Raw genomic sequence first — 17,784 nt, forward strand, 5'->3', positions numbered from 1 at the left:
AAAATTAAGCATTCATGCTCTCACCCTGATGTAGACCGTTCGTTGTTTTAGATTTGGATGGCGTGGATAGCACGTGGAATTTAAAATAATCGACGCGATGTTTATTGAATTCATATATGCGTAGACGTCGTTTATTCGGTAACGTACGTATCGACGTTTTATTATCGTCGTACCGTACTCGCCATTAGATAGGCGCTCTATGAAAAGCATATAAAAAGCAAAGGTAATGACTACTAGGTTATCGCCTATTCCACTTTTGTAACGTTTATTTTTAACTCGTTTGGTTTTGAAAAAATGTGCGACTAACCAGCAAACATGTTGGAAGTAAATCATGTGAAGTACTTCTTTAATAAATAAGCTTTTAGGGTGCTTGTTCATCACTTTATAGCCTATTTTTAAGGCGTCGCTACGTGAAATCTGAGCGCGCATTCGGGGTGTTGCCTTGCAGATTTCACGTAGCGCACGATTTAAATTGCACAAAAAAAGCACTATCTCAGCAGGTCACAAGCCTTCTCTAGCGATATGGTTTGGAAAAATTACGAGATAGGCCAACAATCGACGGCATTGAAACACCTAAACTGTTTATATATACAGTAATATGGTAGAGTAGCAGTGTACTTGAGATTATAATAGCAAAGCGGTTTGTTGAGTGTTCAATGGATTACTGCGTAGCTTCACGCATGATAACTATAATTATCATGCGTGAATATTGTTATATATCAATAGCTTATCAAGCTCTGTTAAATCTAGCATAATAGTCACATTAATGTCTTCAACAGGTTGCTCAATGCCCTCAAAAACTAACAGCTCATACCTGCCCACAACTCAATTAGTTAACAGCAACAGTGATAGCAGCTCACAGCCACAAGACTCAAGTAGCGCGGCGGTTCCAGCTTTTGGTATCGAGTACTCTCATGGTAAGCAGCACTCGTCAGGTTCTGACGACCTAACAACAATTCAATTTTCATCTTCTGATAAAAACGTTGAAAGCTATTATCAAGATATTTTTACCAAGCTTCCATACAACACACAACGGGCATATGTTAGTGACTACAATGAGTTCGTAATTTTTTGTAAGCAAGCTGGATTAAGTGGCTTTAAGAACAACTTCGAACACAATGAGATCTGCATTAAACAATATGTTGAAGCGTTGTGTCGTTCTCCCCTAGCCTATAGAACCATTAAGCGTCGGTTATCTGCCCTTAGTAAATTTTTAGGCGTGGCTAAATTGCCAAACCCAATTATTAGATCTGCGTATCTGAGAGACTTTATCCGTTTATCGCTTATAGAGAATAGAAAGTTTCGCTTGTCTCACAAACAAGCGGTTCCGCTTACCATAGATATGCTTGAACAAATAAACAATGCAATTATTCCTGATTCTTTATTAGAGCTCCGCGACCTTGCAATCATTAACCTGATGTTTGATGCATTGCTTCGCGCTGATGAATTAGTTCGAGTTTGCATCGAGGATATATCTGCGCGTAATAACACGCTGTTGGTTGTTTCTTCGAAAAGCGACCAGTCTGGTCAGGGTCAATATCGCTATGTTTCTTCCAGCACTATATCTATGGTTCAAGAGTATATTAATGAAGCTAATCTTGACCCAAAAACTAAAGCACCCCGCCTTTCTTCAGATTTACGCGGCCTGCACAAAGGCGTTTTGTTTAGACGACTAACAAACCATAAAACAGCACTTTTGCCATTCGATGAGAACATTCCCAGCCATAAGGCAAATGTACTTAACTATTCGAGTGTCTATAGGATTTGGCAACGCATTGCTCAACGCGCAGGTATTAGCGAAAACATTACCCCTCATAGCGGTCGTGTTGGTGGTGCAGTGTCTCTAGCCGAAGATGGTGCATCTTTACCCGAGCTTCAACTGGCTGGAGGTTGGCAATCACCGGAAATGCCTGGGCATTATACAAAACAGGCTAACGTAAAGCGTGGTGGAATGGCAAAATTATCGGCAAAACGGAAAAGATAAACCTTCTAAAATACAGTAATTTAATCAATACATGGTTACGCATAACCAGCGATATCAGTAACAATATCTAACTCACCTACTCTCTTCATTCTTTTACCAATCTGAAACTGTCCTACCCTCGTATCAAAAGGTAAATTTGCCCTAAACCTATATTAATGAATAGGTTTTCTAAGTTGGCAAGCATTCAAGTAAAAGGAGTGATATATGAGTAGCGGTATTGATACAAAGCATGGAAAATTACTCGCGGAGATGGTGGTTCCCTCGTCGTCATGGAATGTCCAACCCGAGAAGCAAGACCCATTCAAGTCACAAGAAGCAGCACTAGATTATTTAAACTCAAACAATGAGCCGTTATATCTCCACGTGCCATTAGCTCAATCTGATGATTACGTGAGAATCTGCGTAACTTCACGAGGCGATGATGTTGTTTTTACGATAAAAGATATCAATAACGGTGGTGAAACTTCATTGCATTATTCGCACATTAAAAACTTAGATAGCACAATTAGAACCTTAGTTTCAGAATGTTGTGACCAGAAAATCAAAGCCCTATAAGTTAGGGCTTTCTTTCCGCCTATAAATCGCAAATTGCACTACCAAAGAATGCTAATCCACGTAAAGCCGGCCATCATTAGGCTAATGAACACTGCTGCCGAGCCGATATCTTTAGCACGCCCTATTAATAAATGGATGTCTGTACTGACATGATCACAGAGTTTCTCAATAGCGGTGTTGAGTAGCTCAGTGATAAGCACTATCAGTAAAGATATCACCAGCAATATACGTTCTACATGCGTAACGTCGATGAAAAACGCTACAGGTGTCATTATCAATATTGCGAAAATTTCTTGTCTGACCGCAGCTTCACTTAAAAAGGCTGCTCGAAGCCCCTTAAGTGAATAGTAAGTGGCATAGAGCACGCGTAAAATACCTGTCCGTTTCGTTATCATGATAAGTAATTTTAAGATTAGTTACAGCCTTACAAAACGTAACTGACCTTCGTTACATCTACATGACGGCGAAGGTATTTATCATGGATATTTGAAGCATTTTCGACGCTAATCGCCGCATTAATTTATACTTTCACAGCTAGCACGTCTGTTTTAACACCATGTAGTACTGCATTGGCCGTTGACCCAAGTAGCAAACGAAGACCGCTCTGGCCATGGGTGCCGACAACAATGAGATCTGCATTAATCTTTTCGGCCATATGGTGAATCTCATCAGCAGGAGAACCTATCTCTACATTGATGTGGCTGTAAGGTATATCATGTTTTGCGGCAACGTCTTTTAATTGCCTTAATGCCTGCTCTCTTACTTCCTCTGAAAAATCCCGTTCTAGAAATAGTCCGTAAGGCTCTACATTGGTTTGTGGATAAGCAACATACAGGAGGTGAATTTTGTGACTATTGCCCGCTATTGCAATGGCTTTCTCCACCACTAATTCGTAGTCAGAATAAATATCTATAGGTACTAAAATTGTCTCGTAACCTTGCATTGTGGTTGTCCTCAATTTTTGTTGGGTAGCAGTGCTTTTCTACCATACCGTTAACTAATTCCATTGAATAGTAGTGCTATACAAATAATTATTCTTTGAGCTAGGTCAATGATTAGTCTGCAGCCTCATTCATAATCAGTGTATACACAATAGTTCTAGCGAACGTTACGCACCTTTACCGTAAAAGAAAGAGGGAAATGAGTATGAAAACGGCAATAGTTGTTATAGCAACGCTTCTCCTTTTCGCCTGTGACCAGGGCGCGCAGTCACCTCGCGGCTTTAGCTTGCCCGAAGGCAATATGGAAAAAGGCTATTTGGTATTTAAAAAGTATCAGTGCCAAGACTGTCACAGAATTGCAGGAGAAAAAGAGTCCGACAATGCGCAATACCTAGTCGCGAAGCCTATTCCGTTGGGAGGCAGCAGTGGAAGAATTAAAACTTATGCAGAGTTGGTGACAAGTATTATTAACCCATCACACAAACTTACTCCTCGACAGCCTGCCAGTTTCACCAGCGAAGACGGTGTGTCATTAATGCGAGTTGTAAACGACGAGCTAACCGTTTCCGAACTAATAGATTTAGTGGCGTATCTTCAGCCTAAATATAAAGTAACACCCTACAGGACTAGTGATTACCGCCTCTATCAACTGCGTATTCCAAGCGAGCAATCTAAAGATTAACTCGCAGTTTTAGGCATTAAAAATCGTTAAGCGTGACTCCACAATCGGTATTTGATTAGGAGTCATGGCTTAGTTTTTTTAAGATACCGCTTTCGTTTCTTTCTCTATTTCTGCCAATAAACTACAAGGCATAAAGCTTTCAGAATTTGCTTCTTTTAAGTGTAATTTAAATCTATCGGGAACGTCGTCGGTCAAGAAACTTCCTGTTTTAACTAACGGGAAAATTTCGTCGTAACGCGCAATATTACACTGATCTACTCGCCTAAATATATGGGTACGATTTAGTTCGCTAGTTCTCACATGTCCTGTAGAAGACAAGATATCCATCAGCGCATGAATAGTTTTTTTGTGAAAGCGGTACACGCGCTCGTACTTGTCTTCAACGTTTAAGCCCTTGGCAAGCTTGGGGTCTTGCGTTGCTACACCGGTCGGACATTTATTCGTATTGCATGACAGCGACTGAACACATCCAAGTGCCAACATCATTCCTCTGGCACTGTTACATAGATCGGCGCCTAAACTTAGATTTTTCGCTAACTGAAAAGCGGTAATGATTTTTCCAGAAGCAATGATTTTAATTTTGTCGCGAATACCAAAACCAGTGAGACAATCGTCAACAAACGCCAAGGCTTCACGCAGAGGAAATCCTATAGAGTTTGTGTACTCAAGCGGTGCGGCGCCGGTACCTCCTTCGCCCCCGTCTACCGTTATAAAATCTGGCGTTACGTCCTTCTCTACCATGGCTTTGCACATGGCAATAAACTCACTTTTTCTACCCAGCGCCAGCTTAATACCCACTGGTTTATAGCCACTTAATTTGCGTAACTGACTAATAAAATCAACCATTTCTAAAGGCGTTGCAAACGCTTTATGTCTAGGGGGAGAATCAACTTGAGTCCCAGGCTCAACACCTCTTATTTTAGCTATTTCAGGGGTATTTTTATACGCAGGTAAAATACCACCATGTCCAGGCTTAGCGCCCTGGCTTAGCTTTATTTCTATCATTTTTACATTGTCGAGTTTGGCTTTTTCTTCAAAAAGAATAGGATCAAAACCGCCATCTTTACTTCTACAACCAAAGTACCCCGTACCAATTTGCCAAACGATATCGCCACCGTTTTCGAGGTGATATGGGGTTAAACCACCCTCACCTGTGTTATGGTAGAACCCGCCTTTTGCAGCACCTTTATTTAGCGCCAAAATGGCATTTTTTGACAAGCTTCCAAAGCTCATTGCGCTTATGTTAAGTATGCTTGCACGATACGGCTTTTTGCAATGAGGGCCACCTACCGTCACTCGGGGATCTTCATCCATGTCTTCCACTTCGCGAGCAGATAGAGAATGGCCAATCCACTCATAGCCATCTTTATACGTATCTAGCTGAGTACCGAAGGGAACAGTTTCTCTACTGTTTTTCGCACGTTGATAAACAATCGAACGAAACATGCGGGAAATAGGTGCTCCGCCAGTATCGGTTTCTATGATGTATTGCTGGATGTAGGGCCTTAGTCCCTCGACGGTCCATCGTACTCTGCCAATTAATGGAAAGTTCTTTAATATGGCATGCTTTGTTTGGAAGGCATCATATAGACCAAAAATAAGTAATGTGATTGATAAAAGTAAAAGCCACCACACGGGCGCCCACAATACGCCAATCACCACATTGAAAGCGACCAGCAGGGTTAGCACAGTTAGAATTGTTAAACGCATTCAAAGTCCTTCTTTATTTTTTGTCATATCTAAACAAAATAATATGCCTACAACCCTGTTCAATACACCTGAAATCGGGAACTAGATTTACTTTAGCGGTAAATGACTGATTTAGGGGTTAAATATACTGAGCCGGCTTTTAGCTTAATTGGGTTACGCGTTACCAAAATATGCAATTACAATGCTTTTTTAGCTGCGAAAACAAGCCATTGCATGCTAGTCTAAAACCTTTCAATTAGCGAGTTGACAGGGCGATTTGTAGCTATCACTGGTTAATAGATGATGTAACCTATAAAAAGGTAACGGATTTGACGTTCAACATTTTCTGAAAGGTAATTCATGGAGTATGCATTTCTTCTTTTCGCATTTGTTTGCGGCTTAACGGTTAAACTTATTGGCATTCCTCCTTTAGTTGGCTACTTGGTAGCTGGCTTTTTATTAAATTTTGCAGGCTACACGCTCACTGAAGATCTAACCCAAATAGCCAACTTGGGCATCACCATTATGCTCTTCACCATCGGTCTGAAACTCAACATCCGCGATTTGAGTCGTCGAGAAGTTTGGGCGGGAAGCGTTTCACACACATTAGTATGGGTGGGCGTTATCACATGTTGTGTTTATGCAATAGGCGCTGTTGCAGCAAACTTTGTTGATGTACTTACCTGGAAGAGTGCAGCTCTTATCGCTTTTGCTTTAAGCTTCAGTAGCACTGTTTGTGTAGTTAAAGTATTGGAAGAAAGCGGCGAGAGCAAAACACGCCACGGTCGACTGGCCATTGGCATTTTAGTTATGCAAGACGTTTTTGCCGTAATCTTTCTTGTAGCTGCAACAGGCAAGCTACCGTCGGTATGGGCACTTGCCCTTCTCGCATTATTCCCGGCAATGCCAATTATCAACAAGATGATTAATAAATCAGGCCACGGAGAATTGTTACCTCTTACAGGTTTCATTCTTGCTTTGGGTGGTTATCATTTATTTGAGTTGGTTAATATTAAAGGCGACCTAGGTGCACTTATCTTTGGAATAATGTTGGCGCAACACGAAAAGGCATCAGAACTTGCCAAGTCACTACTTAGTTTCAAAGATTTATTTTTAATTGGCTTTTTCCTTACCATAGGCCTAACAGCGCTTCCCAGTTTGAGTATGGTTGTTCTCGCCATTGTTTTCTGCATATTTATACCGTTAAAAGCTGCGCTGTTTTTCGGTTTGTTTACATCGCTTCGTCTTAGAGGACGTACTGCGTATTTAAGCAGCCTGGTGCTATCAAATTACAGTGAGTTTGGGCTTATTGTTGGGGCGCTTGCAGTTTCTTTAGGATTATTGGCAAATTCATGGTTAGTAGTCATTGCTCTCGCAGTATCAATCTCGTTTGTTATTACCAGCGTGCTCTATCGGAACTCACATTCACGTTATCACAAATATAAGCATGCCATTAAACGCTTCGAGAAAAAGGAACGTTTAAAAGAAGATATTTACCCTACTCTCCACAATGCAGAATTTTTAGTGTTGGGAATGGGGCGTGTTGGTCGCGGTGCTTTTAATGCGCTATCGAAGTTGAGCGATGTGAGCGTGTGGGGCATGGATGCTGATCGGGTTAAAGTTAAGGAACTCGCTGAGGAAGGACTCGATGTTATTTGCGGCGATGGCGAAGACGTGGATTTATGGGACAACCTGGATATTAAGCAAATACAGCTCGTTTTGCTTGCTCTACCATCTATCCAAGATTCGATTAATATCACTCGCCAGTTAAAGAACGCTGGTTATACCGGAAAAGTCGCTGCCATAGCTCGCTATGAAGATGAAGTGTCCAGTTTGCTAGACAATGGCGTCGACAAAGTATTCAACTTCTTTACTGAAGCAGGACTTGGTTTTGCTGAAGAAAGCTTAGCCTACGCCCATGAACAACAGTACTGCTGTTCTAAATGCGAACAATGGATGAATTGAGAAACGTTATCGTTTGTAAACAACTGTTTTACATAGACTTTTTTTGACACAGCCTCAAATCTAGACTAAACTTCACGCAAATACGTTAATAGGGTTTTCACAATGCAAGGTGATAAACAAGTTGTTGCAAAATTGAACGAAGTGCTGACAAGTGAACTTACTTCGATAAATCAATACTTTCTGCACGCTCGTATGTTCAAAAACTGGGGTTTTTCTGAACTTAACGAAAAGAATTATAAAAAATCGATCAAGGACATGAAGCAAGCGGACGATCTTATCGAACGCATTCTGTTTCTTGAAGGCCTTCCTAATCTTCAAGCGTTAGGCAAGCTTTATATCGGTGAAGATACCGTTGAAATGCTGTCATGTGATGCGCGTTTTCAAAAGGAACAGCTTCCACTACTTCGTGAAGCTATCGCGTTGTGTGAAGAAAAGCAGGATTATGTTTCTCGTGATTTGCTTGAAGACCTTCTTGAATATGAAGAAGAGCACCTAGACTGGATTGAAACGCAAGAATACCAAATTGATGCTATGGGTATAGAGAACTACCTACAAGCGCAAGTAATGGGAGATGACTAATGAAAGGTAACCAAGCAATCATCAATGGCTTAAACGAACTACTCTCTTATGAGTTAGCCGCCATGGATCAGTATTTCATTCACTCTCAGATGTATCTTGATTGGGGTTTGAATAAGCTTTACGAACGCATCGATCATGAATTTGATGACGAGCGTGGACATGCAACTAAGCTAATTGAACGCATGCTGTTTTTAGAAGGTACACCTGACATGACGAAGCGCACAGGCTTCAAAGTGGGTAAAGATGTACCTGAAATGCTAGAAAGCGATTTACGTGTTGAATATGAAGTTGATGCAAAGTTACGTGAAGTTATTGCGCTTTGTGAAACCGAGAAAGACTATGTTACTCGTGACATGCTAATTGTACTACTAGACGATACAGAGATGGATCACGCACACTGGCTAGAGCAGCAGCTTGGTCTTATTAAGCGTTTAGGGCTTCAAAACTATTTGCAGTCGCAAATGTAAAAAATAGCGTTCACGCTACAATTTACAGGTAATTAATAAAAAGGCCGCTCTTTAAATAAAGAGCGGCCTTTTTTGCTTGTTTACTCCCCCTTCTGTAGGGAGAGTCTTATTGCCTTTGAAAACAGTTACTGCTGTGTAACAAAATACAAATAGCTGGGGCTTCCTTTATCTTTAATATTTAGACGTAGCTGCCACTTCATTACGGGTTCACTACAACTACCCAACATAAACCAGCCTGACCACTTTCCTTCACCGTCAGTATCTAACAGCACGGGAATTTTGCCCATATACATATTTACGCCTTCAATCCACGCGCTCTCAATATTCTTCCCTTCGGGAATTATCAGTTTAATTGTAACCGATTCTTCGGGTTCTGGCATGGTTGAAAAGGATGCTATCGCAAGCTTGTCATCAATTAAGAATTCGCAAGTTTCATTGACAAAGTTGCAGCTATTTCCTATTCCATTAACAACGCTCGTGTCTTTTAGCGCCGATGACTGGAATTTATGTGCAAGGTATACACACACGGCTACAACAATAATAGCCACTAATGGAAGCTGGGAATGTAAAATTTTTGATCGTTTATTGTTATCGTTATTTAGCATTTCTTAAATTTTGTGTATTTCTTCATTGACGGAGATCAAGCTTAGGTAGTTTATGGTATCTTTTTGTAATTAAAAACCTTATCATCCGCGTACCAACTGGCTCGGAGACAATAATTATTACTCTTTCCGAGCTCGGTGTGAAGCGTTATTCCTTAGCTGATACACGTCTCGACCGTACTATTCCGGCAGTTGGAGACCATAGTTCATTTGAAGTGGAAGATTCATTAAAATGAGTGAAATAAGCCAAGCACAACCTGACTACAATTATAAAGTAGTTAGGCAATTTACCATCATGACCATAGTCTGGGGTATCATTGGTATGGGCCTAGGGGTATTTATTGCCGCGCAATTATTTGCACCTATGCTTAACTTTGACACACCATGGCTAACATTCTCACGTTTGCGTCCGTTGCACACTAATGCCGTTATTTTTGCCTTCGGCGGCTGTGCGCTATTTGCAACGTCGTACTACATCGTTCAGCGTACCTGCCAGGTAAGACTGTTCAGTGACAAACTTGCCGCATTTACCTTTTGGGGTTGGCAAGCCGTAATCGTTTTAGCTGTTATCACCCTGCCTATGGGTTTAACAAGCTCAAAAGAATACGCTGAACTAGAATGGCCAATTGATATCCTTTTGGCACTGGTTTGGGTCGCTTATATCATTAACTTCTTCGGAACCCTAGTAATCCGTAAAGTTTCGCACATTTATGTTGCAAACTGGTTCTTAGGCGCGTTCATGTTAACTGTTGCAATTCTTCATATTGGTAACAGCATGGCTATTCCGGTATCTTTCACTAAATCGTATTCACTGTATGCAGGCGCTGTAGACGCTATGATGCAGTGGTGGTACGGCCATAACGCGGTAGGCTTTTTCCTAACTGCGGGCTTCCTTGGTATGATGTACTACTTCGTACCTAAGCAAGCTGGTCGCCCGGTTTATTCATACAGACTTTCAATTGTTCACTTCTGGGCACTTATCTCTCTGTATATCTGGGCTGGTCCTCACCACCTTCACTACACTGCCCTACCAGACTGGACTCAGTCACTAGGTATGGTGATGTCTATTATCCTATTCGTTCCATCTTGGGGTGGTATGATTAACGGTATTATGACGCTATCTGGCGCGTGGCATAAACTTCGCACCGACCCAGTATTGCGTTTCCTTATTGTTTCATTGTCTTTCTACGGTATGTCTACCTTCGAAGGCCCAATGATGGCAATCAAGACCGTTAATGCACTGTCTCACTACACTGACTGGACAATTGGTCACGTACACTCTGGTGCTCTAGGTTGGGTTGCAATGGTTTCAATTGGTTCAATATACCACTTAATTCCAGTGCTATTCGGTCAGCGCGCTATGTATAGCACCAAGCTAGTTAACGTACACTTCTGGTTCGCAACTATCGGTGTTGTTCTATACATCGTAGCAATGTGGATGTCTGGTGTACTACAGGGTCTAATGTGGCGCGCAGTAAACGCTGACGGTACGTTAACCTATAGCTTTGTTGAGTCATTAGAAGCATCTAAGCCTTTCTATGTGGTTCGTTTCATTGGTGGTTGTTTCGTGGTAGCAGGTATGCTTGTAATGGCATACAACACATGGAAAACCGTTCGTGCACCTAAAGGCAGTATCGCTGCAGACCCAGCGACTCAGCCAGCGTAGTAAAGGAGACGAATAATGAAAAACGCACATGAGTTAATTGAAAAGAACGTCGGTCTGTTAACGGTATTAATCCTTATCGCTATCAGCTTCGGTGCCATGGTTCAAATTACGCCGTTGATGTTTCAACAGCAAACCATGGAACCGGTAACAGGTCTACGTCCGTATACCGCGCTTGAGCTTGAAGGCCGTGATATCTACATCCGTGAAGGTTGTGTAGGTTGTCACAGCCAGATGATCCGTCCATTCCGCGCTGAAACAGAGCGTTATGGTCACTATAGCGTTGCTGGCGAATCAGTATGGGAGCACCCTTTCCTTTGGGGCTCTAAGCGTACTGGTCCTGACCTAGCACGTGTTGGTGGTCGTTACAGCGACGAATGGCACCGAGTTCACCTGCTTAATCCTCGTAACGTGGTACCAGAGTCGAATATGCCAGGTTTCCCTTGGCTTGCGGAAAACACGCTTAATGGCGAGTTAACAGCTGAAAAAATGGAAGTATTCCGTGGATTTGGCGTTCCGTATACCGACGAAGATATCGCGGGTGCGAAAGCGGCAGTACAGGGCAAAACGGAAATGCAGGCCCTTATTGCTTATCTACAATCTCTTGGCACACATTTGAAATAATATGGACCAGGGAATTGTAGGCAGCATTTTTACTGTCATCGTCTTTGTAAGCTTCATCGGTGTTGTATGGTGGGCGTTCAGCAGCCGCAACAAGAAAAAATTCGATGAAGCTGCAAACCTAGTGTTTGCAGACGAAGAAAAAGAAAAATCAAAAGAAGATTAGCAGGAGTCTCGAACTCATGAGTATGTTTTGGACAATTTGGATTTCAGTGATAACCCTTGGGTTAATCATTGGTTGCTACTTCCTTCTTCGCTGGTGTCTTTCTAACAAGACTGGCGTAGCTGAAGGTGAGTCAATGGGCCACGAATTTGATGGTATTGAGGAGTTGAACAACCAACTTCCTCGCTGGTGGACAATTATGTTCTACATGACCATCGTTTGGGGCTTTTTATACCTAGCGCTTTATCCTGGCCTAGGTGCGTATGAAGGTATTTTGGGTTGGAAGAGCTCTAACCAAAATATTCAATCGCTAGAAGAGTCAGCTCAGGCGCGTATTGACGCTAAAGAGCAAGGCTACCTAGTAGAATATGACCGTGAACTAGATTTTGCTGCTGAGAAGTTCGACCCGATCTTCGAAGCGTATGCACAAGTTCCTGTTGAAGAACTGGCTAAAGACCCAGAAGCAAACAAAGTAGGTCAGCGTTTGTTCCTACAAAATTGCTCTCAGTGTCACGGTTCTGATGCACGTGGTCAAAATGGCGGCTTCCCTAACCTAACGGACAACGACTGGTTGTACGGTGGTTCAGGTGCGAAAATCGTTGAAACTCTTACGCTTGGTCGTAAAGCAGCTATGCCAGCATGGCTAGATGCCATGGGTGAAGACGGTATCGAAGAAGTGGTTAACTACGTACTTAGTTTAAGCGGTCGCGATGTAGACCCTCAGCTTGCAGAAGCGGGTAAAGCACGTTTCGCAGCGTGTGCGGCTTGTCACGGTATGGACGGTAAAGGTAACCAAGCACTTGGTGCACCAAACCTTACCGACAACATCTGGCTTTACGGCGGCAGCCACAGAGCAGTAACAGAAACGCTTACTTACGGTCGTAACGGTGTAATGCCTTCATTCAAGAAAACCTTGGGTGATGACAAAATTCACGTTGTTGCAGCGTATGTATACAGCCTTTCAAATGATTAATGATTTAAATCATTAAATATCTTAAAAAGCCTCGTTACTACGGGGCTTTTTTTATGAGAAAATACAGCCATATAGACAGTGTCATTTGGTACAAATTTATAGCGCTGTCGATGCAAATTACCTACACCATATTTATTGTTATTATGCAATTCGAATACATTTGTTCACGAGTAATAATAGATATGTTGTTAGCGACCTTGCTAGTGAAGTAAATACGAGAAAGATTTCGATGAATAGACCCTGGTATAAAGAGTTCTGGCCCTGGTTTTTAATTGCCGTACCTATCATTACACTCATCATGGGTGGCGTGTTGTTAAACCTTGCTATTAGCACCGAAGATAGCCTGGTGGTAGACGATTACTACAAGGAAGGAAAAGCAATCAATGCCCGTCTGGACAAAGAAGCCATAGCCCGCCGCATGAATATCACCACTGATTTAACCATTGAAGATGGAAGCATAGCGCTGCAATTTCATTCGGGGATTCCTCAAGAAGGTAACGCGGTTAAATTAAGTTTCTATCACGTAACGCTAGAAGAGCGCGATGTTAGCGTTTTATTGAGTCGCGACGCTAACGGTATTTATCGCGGCTTTATTGAAGAAAACCTTGACGGTAAATGGCGCATATCGCTGACGCCGATTGATGATAGCTGGAAAATTCAAAACACGGTCTATCTGCCCCACACTGGCAAAATGAAATTCAATCCATAATGACAAAGCACGACTGTTACCATTGCGGCTTGCCTATAGCGAGTCCAGACGATGGGAAATTTACTACTGTCATTTTAGGGCAACAACGCGACATGTGTTGCCCTGGCTGCTTAGCCGTTGCAGAAGCTATTGTTAATAATGGTTTAGAAGACTATTACCAGTTTAGAACCGAACCGGCGCAAAAATCTGACGACGGTATTTTAGAAACGTTAGATAAGCTAAAAGTCTATGACGACCCTTCTCTTCAAGAAGAGTTCGTGTTTGAAGAAGGGCAAGATAAGCAAATTCAGCTAACCCTTGAGGGCATTACATGCGCTGCCTGTGGCTGGCTTATTGAAAAGCAACTGTCGAAAGTTGAAGGGATAAAGCAAGTCGCTGTGAACGTTCAAGAGCGCCGCGCTTTAGTCACTTGGTCACCGTTTCAAATTAAGCTTAGCCAAATTCTATCTACGCTTAAACGCATTGGTTATGTTGGGTCGCCATTTCACCCCGATGAACACGAAGCCAGTTATAAACGCGAACAAAAGACCTTTCTGAAAAAGCTTGGCCTTGCAGGCATTATGACCATGCAGGTAATGATGCTGATGACAGGGCTGTATTTTGACTGGTTTGGCGCTATTGAATTAGAAACCCGACAGTATTTTTACTGGGTTGCCCTTACACTCACTACACCTGTGGTGCTGTATTCAGGCAGCACCTTTTATGTGGGCGCCGCTAAAGCGCTAAGCGCCAAAACGGTTAATATGGACGTACCCGTTACGCTCGCAATATTCGGTACTTACATTGCTGGAATTCGTTCTACAGTATTAGAGCAAGGTGAAGTGTATTTCGAATCCATTTGTATGTTTATTTTTCTGCTGTTACTTAGCCGGTTCTTAGAACATCGCAGCCGTCATCGCGCCGCACAAATCTCTGCCAATATGATGCAGTATGTGCCCGTTTCAGCGACCAAACTAAACCCGGATGGCAACCTAACCGAGTGTCTGGCTAAGCAGCTAAAAATTGACGACGTAGTGCTAGTGAAGCCTGGTGAAACAGTCCCCATTGATGGGGTGGTAACCGACGGCAACGCAGCGGTTGACGAATCTATGCTTACCGGCGAGTTTAATCCCGTGCGTAAATCCATCAGTAGCCCGGTTTACGGCGGCACGGTTTGTCAAGATGGTACGCTAACCATTACGGTTACGCAGACCCTTAAAAATGCGCTGGTAAATCAAATTGTACGACTACAAGCAAGTGCGATGGCGAGTAAGCCTAAAGCAGCGCAGATAGCCGATAATTTTTCTCGCTATTTCGTTACCGCGGTATTGCTGATTTCGGCGTTAACCTACGGCTTTTGGGCGTATCAGGGTAGCGACGAGGCATTTTGGATCACCATATCGGTGCTGGTTGCAACCTGCCCTTGCGCACTAGGGTTGGCCACGCCATCAGCGTTAACCTGTGCTATGGCAAAGTTAAACCGACAAGGTATTTTACTAAAACGGGCCGATGCGCTAGAACAAATTACTGACATTGACACTATCGCATTAGACAAAACCGGCACGCTCACAAAAGGCAAATTTACTATTTCAAATGCCTGGTACGCTGACGGTGTGGATAGTAATAGTGCGTTTTCCATCGCCCGCGCTTTGGAATCACGCTCTGAACATCCAATTGCCAAAGCTTTTAGCGAGGGTGTCCCCTTTAGTGATGATAGAGCTAGAAAGAATACTGCCTCTAGCGGCAGTGCTGACGCTATCGATAACACGGTACACAAAGTGACTAATTTTACCGTTACGCCAGGAGGTGGTATCAGCGGTGAGATCAATGACACCTTGTTTTCTATGGGTTCTGCAGCATTCAGCGTTCACGAATCTCAGCTAAAACTCATTGAAGCGTTCCCTTCAGCTAACGTGTTTCTCACGGTTAAGGGGCGTATTATGGCGGCGTATGAAGTAAAGGATTCACTAAGAGAAGATACGCAAGAAACTCTCGATATATTAGCTGCAAGCCATACCCTCGCCGTTTTAAGTGGTGATACACAGCAAAACGTTAATGCGCTTACCGCACCATTGCCAATTTCGACCGCTAAAGGTGGCCTAACACCTGAGCAAAAGTACGAAGCCGTTCAAGCTATGCAGCAATCTGGCGCGAAAGTGATGATGATGGGTGATGGTATTAACGACGCTCCAGTTCTTGCCAGCGCTGATGTGGCAATTGCAGTGGGTAATGCCACTGACGTGGCTAAAACAGCCGCCGACGTGATACTGCTTGGCGATCAGCTGCTTTCTGTACCAGAACTTATTCGAACTGCGCACCAAGTGAAGCAAAAAATAAGGCAAAATATTGGCTGGTCGGTAGGTTACAACGTTTTGATCTTACCTTTCGCCGTATCAGGCCTACTTTCACCGTGGATGGCTGTTGTTGGTATGTCGTTAAGCAGTATCATTGTGGTCACAAACTCAACGCGACTTTTGAGCAAATAGCATGAGTATTATTTACGTATTAATTCCAATCGCCATCATCATTGTTGCCGTCGCTATCGTGATATTCTTTTGGGCGGTGAAAACCAATCAATTTGAAGATTTAGATCGCCAAGGTTATAGCATACTGTTTGACGATGATCTTCCGCCAGAAGAAAAAAAGCTAGCTGAGCAACGCAAGCAACTTCAAGACAGTAAAGTAGACAAAAGCCAAGCGCCACATGGAAGGGATTAACTACTTCTCTGCCTTTCTTATCGGCTTAGCCGGCGGAGTTCACTGTGTGGGAATGTGCGGTGGAATTGTCGCTGCGCTAAGGATGGTATCGCCTAAAGGCGCTTCAGCACTACCCTATACCCTTGCCTATAACATGGGACGTATAGTGAGCTACACCATCGCCGGAGCAATAACCGGGGCTCTTGGTAAAATCACCGCAGACTACATACCGCTTGCCAACTATGCGCTGTCTTTACTTAGCGGCATTATGTTATTTCTACTGGCCTGTTATTTGGGCAAATGGTGGACAGGATTAACGGTGCTGGAAAATGCGGGTAAAGGCCTATTTTCCAAACTACAACCTTTATCAAAACGTTTTTTGCCATTTAAGACCCCTTTAAGTGCGTTGCCTTATGGTTTTATTTGGGGTTGGCTTCCTTGCGGTTTAGTGTATTCAACACTAACATGGTCGTTAGCGGCAGGAACTGCAGTTGAAGGCGCAGCTCTTATGTTTTTCTTTGGTTTAGGTACTCTGCCCACCTTACTCGCCGCTAGTGCTGGTAGTCAGTATCTTATTCGAAGTTTTCAGCACACCTATTTTAGACAAATTATTGCCATAATAATGGCCATATATGCCGCTTATCTTATTCATGGCGCAATCTTTTAAAAATGGGTGTATTATTGTCGGGTATTCTTTTAGAGAGCGTGCATTATGAGCAAAGGAAGCCAATTTTCTATTCACTGTCAAAACTGTAGTTTCAGTCACCTGTGTTTACCGGTGGCGTTAAACAAAACAGAAATCGAATCTCTTGACGATATTATTGAACGCAAGAAGCCGCTTCATAAAGGCGACACGCTGATTCAAACTGGTGATAAATTCCGTTCTCTATTTGCAGTGAGAACCGGTTCATTCAAATCATTTGTGACTAATACCGAAGGTGAAGAACAGATTACCGGCTTCCACTTTCCTGGTGACATTATCGGTTTCGATGCATTAAGAGAGAACAAACACCAAAGCTATACCGCTGCGTTAGAAACTGCCATGGTGTGTGAGCTTCCCTACGAGACCCTCGACGAAATGTCAGTGCAATTTCCAAAGCTGCGCCACCAGATCATGAGCTTCATGAGCGCTGAAATAAAACAAGATCACGACATGATAATGCTTTTAAACAAGCGAACCGCGGAAGAGCGTTTATTGTATTTTATATCACATCTTTCTCAGCGCTTTGAAGAGCGTGGCTTTTCCCATAGAGAATTCCACTTAACCATGACGCGCAACGAAATTGGAAACTATTTAGGATTAACGATTGAAACGATTAGTCGTCTGTTAAGCCGTTTTCAAAAAGACAACATCATAAAAGTAGACGGCAAGCTTATTACTATTTTGGATTTCGATAGATTAAACACCAAACTAGCGGCGCTTAACGGCCCAAGCGCTGTCTGCGGTTAGTCCTTTTTAAGTGTTAAATAAGGCGCGCACTAAGCGCTAATGCCGTTCACTTAAGGTGAGCGGCA

Annotated in this window: 19 protein-coding genes; 15 read left to right on the forward strand and 4 right to left on the reverse strand. The window is 42.8% G+C overall.

The features are described 5' to 3' along the window. Positions 1–787: 787 nt before the first annotated feature. Positions 788–1,984, forward strand: coding sequence for a tyrosine-type recombinase/integrase (locus tag ACX5KA_RS06735; RefSeq protein WP_458730730.1), 1,197 nt, complete (start codon positions 788–790; stop codon positions 1,982–1,984). Between the two features lie 204 nt (positions 1,985–2,188). Continuing rightward, the gene (locus ACX5KA_RS06740) at positions 2,189–2,539 is read left to right on the forward strand and encodes a hypothetical protein (RefSeq protein ID WP_014949580.1); all 351 of its coding nucleotides are present in this window, start codon (positions 2,189–2,191) and stop codon (positions 2,537–2,539) included. A 38-nt stretch (positions 2,540–2,577) separates the two neighbouring features. Here the strand turns inward: ACX5KA_RS06740 and ACX5KA_RS06745 are convergent, their stop codons facing one another. Continuing rightward, complete coding sequence (locus ACX5KA_RS06745; protein ID WP_014976618.1) at positions 2,578–2,934, reverse strand: diacylglycerol kinase; 357 nt, start codon at positions 2,932–2,934, stop codon at positions 2,578–2,580. Positions 2,935–3,059: 125 nt separating this feature from the next. Beyond that, positions 3,060–3,482 (reverse strand): universal stress protein, encoded by a 423-nt coding sequence (locus tag ACX5KA_RS06750; protein ID WP_014949582.1) that lies wholly within the window; start codon positions 3,480–3,482, stop codon positions 3,060–3,062. A gap of 203 nt (positions 3,483–3,685) precedes the next feature. Between ACX5KA_RS06750 and ACX5KA_RS06755 the strand changes: the two genes are divergently transcribed. Beyond that, a complete protein-coding gene (locus ACX5KA_RS06755) occupies positions 3,686–4,162 on the forward strand; it encodes a c-type cytochrome (protein WP_014949583.1) in 477 nt (158 codons plus the stop codon). A 78-nt stretch (positions 4,163–4,240) separates the two neighbouring features. Here the strand turns inward: ACX5KA_RS06755 and ACX5KA_RS06760 are convergent, their stop codons facing one another. Further along, positions 4,241–5,872, reverse strand: a complete 1,632-nt coding sequence (locus tag ACX5KA_RS06760) for an FMN-binding glutamate synthase family protein (protein ID WP_458730731.1) — start codon at positions 5,870–5,872, stop codon at positions 4,241–4,243. Between the two features lie 339 nt (positions 5,873–6,211). Between ACX5KA_RS06760 and ACX5KA_RS06765 the strand changes: the two genes are divergently transcribed. The 3 genes from ACX5KA_RS06765 to bfr (ACX5KA_RS06775) all read left to right on the forward strand — a co-directional run bounded on the left by ACX5KA_RS06765 (position 6,212) and on the right by bfr (ACX5KA_RS06775) (position 8,862). Continuing rightward, positions 6,212–7,816 carry a cation:proton antiporter domain-containing protein gene (locus ACX5KA_RS06765; RefSeq protein ID WP_458730732.1) on the forward strand — a complete coding sequence of 535 codons (1,605 nt, stop codon included), beginning with the start codon at positions 6,212–6,214 and terminating at the stop codon, positions 7,814–7,816. 102 nt (positions 7,817–7,918) lie between these two features. Then, positions 7,919–8,395 (forward strand): bacterioferritin, encoded by a 477-nt coding sequence (bfr, locus tag ACX5KA_RS06770; RefSeq protein WP_014949586.1) that lies wholly within the window; start codon positions 7,919–7,921, stop codon positions 8,393–8,395. Beyond that, positions 8,395–8,862 carry a bacterioferritin gene (gene bfr / locus ACX5KA_RS06775; protein ID WP_014979359.1) on the forward strand — a complete coding sequence of 156 codons (468 nt, stop codon included), beginning with the start codon at positions 8,395–8,397 and terminating at the stop codon, positions 8,860–8,862. Before bfr (ACX5KA_RS06770) ends, bfr (ACX5KA_RS06775) begins: the two co-directional genes overlap by 1 nt. A 125-nt stretch (positions 8,863–8,987) precedes the next feature. Here the strand turns inward: bfr (ACX5KA_RS06775) and ACX5KA_RS06780 are convergent, their stop codons facing one another. After that, a complete protein-coding gene (locus tag ACX5KA_RS06780; RefSeq protein WP_458730733.1) occupies positions 8,988–9,467 on the reverse strand; it encodes a hypothetical protein in 480 nt (159 codons plus the stop codon). A gap of 229 nt (positions 9,468–9,696) precedes the next feature. Here ACX5KA_RS06780 and ccoN point away from each other — a divergent pair, with 229 nt between their 5' ends. The 9 genes from ccoN (at position 9,697) to fnr (ending at position 17,719) form a co-directional block, all read left to right on the forward strand. Then, positions 9,697–11,130 (forward strand): cytochrome-c oxidase, cbb3-type subunit I, encoded by a 1,434-nt coding sequence (gene ccoN / locus ACX5KA_RS06785; RefSeq protein WP_014949589.1) that lies wholly within the window; start codon positions 9,697–9,699, stop codon positions 11,128–11,130. Positions 11,131–11,145: 15 nt separating this feature from the next. Next, positions 11,146–11,751 (forward strand): cytochrome-c oxidase, cbb3-type subunit II, encoded by a 606-nt coding sequence (gene ccoO, locus ACX5KA_RS06790; RefSeq protein ID WP_014949590.1) that lies wholly within the window; start codon positions 11,146–11,148, stop codon positions 11,749–11,751. Position 11,752: 1 nt separating this feature from the next. Continuing rightward, positions 11,753–11,914 (forward strand): cbb3-type cytochrome oxidase subunit 3, encoded by a 162-nt coding sequence (locus ACX5KA_RS06795; protein ID WP_014949591.1) that lies wholly within the window; start codon positions 11,753–11,755, stop codon positions 11,912–11,914. Positions 11,915–11,930: 16 nt separating this feature from the next. Further along, positions 11,931–12,884 (forward strand): cytochrome-c oxidase, cbb3-type subunit III, encoded by a 954-nt coding sequence (ccoP, locus tag ACX5KA_RS06800; protein ID WP_014949592.1) that lies wholly within the window; start codon positions 11,931–11,933, stop codon positions 12,882–12,884. Between the two features lie 229 nt (positions 12,885–13,113). Continuing rightward, a complete protein-coding gene (locus ACX5KA_RS06805) occupies positions 13,114–13,593 on the forward strand; it encodes a FixH family protein (RefSeq protein WP_039227668.1) in 480 nt (159 codons plus the stop codon). After that, the gene (locus ACX5KA_RS06810) at positions 13,593–16,058 is read left to right on the forward strand and encodes a heavy metal translocating P-type ATPase (RefSeq protein WP_458730734.1); all 2,466 of its coding nucleotides are present in this window, start codon (positions 13,593–13,595) and stop codon (positions 16,056–16,058) included. The genes ACX5KA_RS06805 and ACX5KA_RS06810 overlap by 1 nt, the downstream gene beginning before the upstream one ends. Position 16,059: 1 nt before the next feature. Then, positions 16,060–16,290, forward strand: a complete 231-nt coding sequence (gene ccoS, locus ACX5KA_RS06815) for a cbb3-type cytochrome oxidase assembly protein CcoS (RefSeq protein WP_014949594.1) — start codon at positions 16,060–16,062, stop codon at positions 16,288–16,290. After that, positions 16,277–16,936, forward strand: coding sequence for a sulfite exporter TauE/SafE family protein (locus ACX5KA_RS06820; RefSeq protein WP_458730735.1), 660 nt, complete (start codon positions 16,277–16,279; stop codon positions 16,934–16,936). Before ccoS ends, ACX5KA_RS06820 begins: the two co-directional genes overlap by 14 nt. A gap of 45 nt (positions 16,937–16,981) precedes the next feature. After that, the gene (fnr, locus tag ACX5KA_RS06825) at positions 16,982–17,719 is read left to right on the forward strand and encodes a fumarate/nitrate reduction transcriptional regulator Fnr (protein WP_342313411.1); all 738 of its coding nucleotides are present in this window, start codon (positions 16,982–16,984) and stop codon (positions 17,717–17,719) included. Positions 17,720–17,784: the final 65 nt, after the last annotated feature.

This window comes from Alteromonas alvinellae (genome assembly GCF_902705805.1).

What these genes read in the sequence shown, in the direction of transcription:
- ACX5KA_RS06795 (WP_014949591.1), top strand. Translation starts at nt 11,753, where the DNA reads ATGGACCAGGGAATTGTAGGCAGCATTTTTACTGTCATCGTCTTTGTA.
- ACX5KA_RS06750 (WP_014949582.1), bottom strand. Translation starts at nt 3,482, where the DNA reads ATGCAAGGTTACGAGACAATTTTAGTACCTATAGATATTTATTCTGAC.
- fnr (WP_342313411.1), top strand. Translation starts at nt 16,982, where the DNA reads ATGAGCAAAGGAAGCCAATTTTCTATTCACTGTCAAAACTGTAGTTTC.
- ACX5KA_RS06760 (WP_458730731.1), bottom strand. Translation starts at nt 5,872, where the DNA reads ATGCGTTTAACAATTCTAACTGTGCTAACCCTGCTGGTCGCTTTCAAT.
- ccoN (WP_014949589.1), top strand. Translation starts at nt 9,697, where the DNA reads ATGAGTGAAATAAGCCAAGCACAACCTGACTACAATTATAAAGTAGTT.
- ACX5KA_RS06810 (WP_458730734.1), top strand. Translation starts at nt 13,593, where the DNA reads ATGACAAAGCACGACTGTTACCATTGCGGCTTGCCTATAGCGAGTCCA.
- ACX5KA_RS06745 (WP_014976618.1), bottom strand. Translation starts at nt 2,934, where the DNA reads ATGATAACGAAACGGACAGGTATTTTACGCGTGCTCTATGCCACTTAC.
- ccoO (WP_014949590.1), top strand. Translation starts at nt 11,146, where the DNA reads ATGAAAAACGCACATGAGTTAATTGAAAAGAACGTCGGTCTGTTAACG.
- ACX5KA_RS06765 (WP_458730732.1), top strand. Translation starts at nt 6,212, where the DNA reads ATGGAGTATGCATTTCTTCTTTTCGCATTTGTTTGCGGCTTAACGGTT.
- ACX5KA_RS06820 (WP_458730735.1), top strand. Translation starts at nt 16,277, where the DNA reads ATGGAAGGGATTAACTACTTCTCTGCCTTTCTTATCGGCTTAGCCGGC.
- ACX5KA_RS06780 (WP_458730733.1), bottom strand. Translation starts at nt 9,467, where the DNA reads ATGCTAAATAACGATAACAATAAACGATCAAAAATTTTACATTCCCAG.
- ACX5KA_RS06740 (WP_014949580.1), top strand. Translation starts at nt 2,189, where the DNA reads ATGAGTAGCGGTATTGATACAAAGCATGGAAAATTACTCGCGGAGATG.
- ACX5KA_RS06735 (WP_458730730.1), top strand. Translation starts at nt 788, where the DNA reads ATGCCCTCAAAAACTAACAGCTCATACCTGCCCACAACTCAATTAGTT.
- ACX5KA_RS06755 (WP_014949583.1), top strand. Translation starts at nt 3,686, where the DNA reads ATGAAAACGGCAATAGTTGTTATAGCAACGCTTCTCCTTTTCGCCTGT.
- bfr (WP_014979359.1), top strand. Translation starts at nt 8,395, where the DNA reads ATGAAAGGTAACCAAGCAATCATCAATGGCTTAAACGAACTACTCTCT.
- ACX5KA_RS06805 (WP_039227668.1), top strand. Translation starts at nt 13,114, where the DNA reads ATGAATAGACCCTGGTATAAAGAGTTCTGGCCCTGGTTTTTAATTGCC.
- ccoS (WP_014949594.1), top strand. Translation starts at nt 16,060, where the DNA reads ATGAGTATTATTTACGTATTAATTCCAATCGCCATCATCATTGTTGCC.
- bfr (WP_014949586.1), top strand. Translation starts at nt 7,919, where the DNA reads ATGCAAGGTGATAAACAAGTTGTTGCAAAATTGAACGAAGTGCTGACA.
- ccoP (WP_014949592.1), top strand. Translation starts at nt 11,931, where the DNA reads ATGAGTATGTTTTGGACAATTTGGATTTCAGTGATAACCCTTGGGTTA.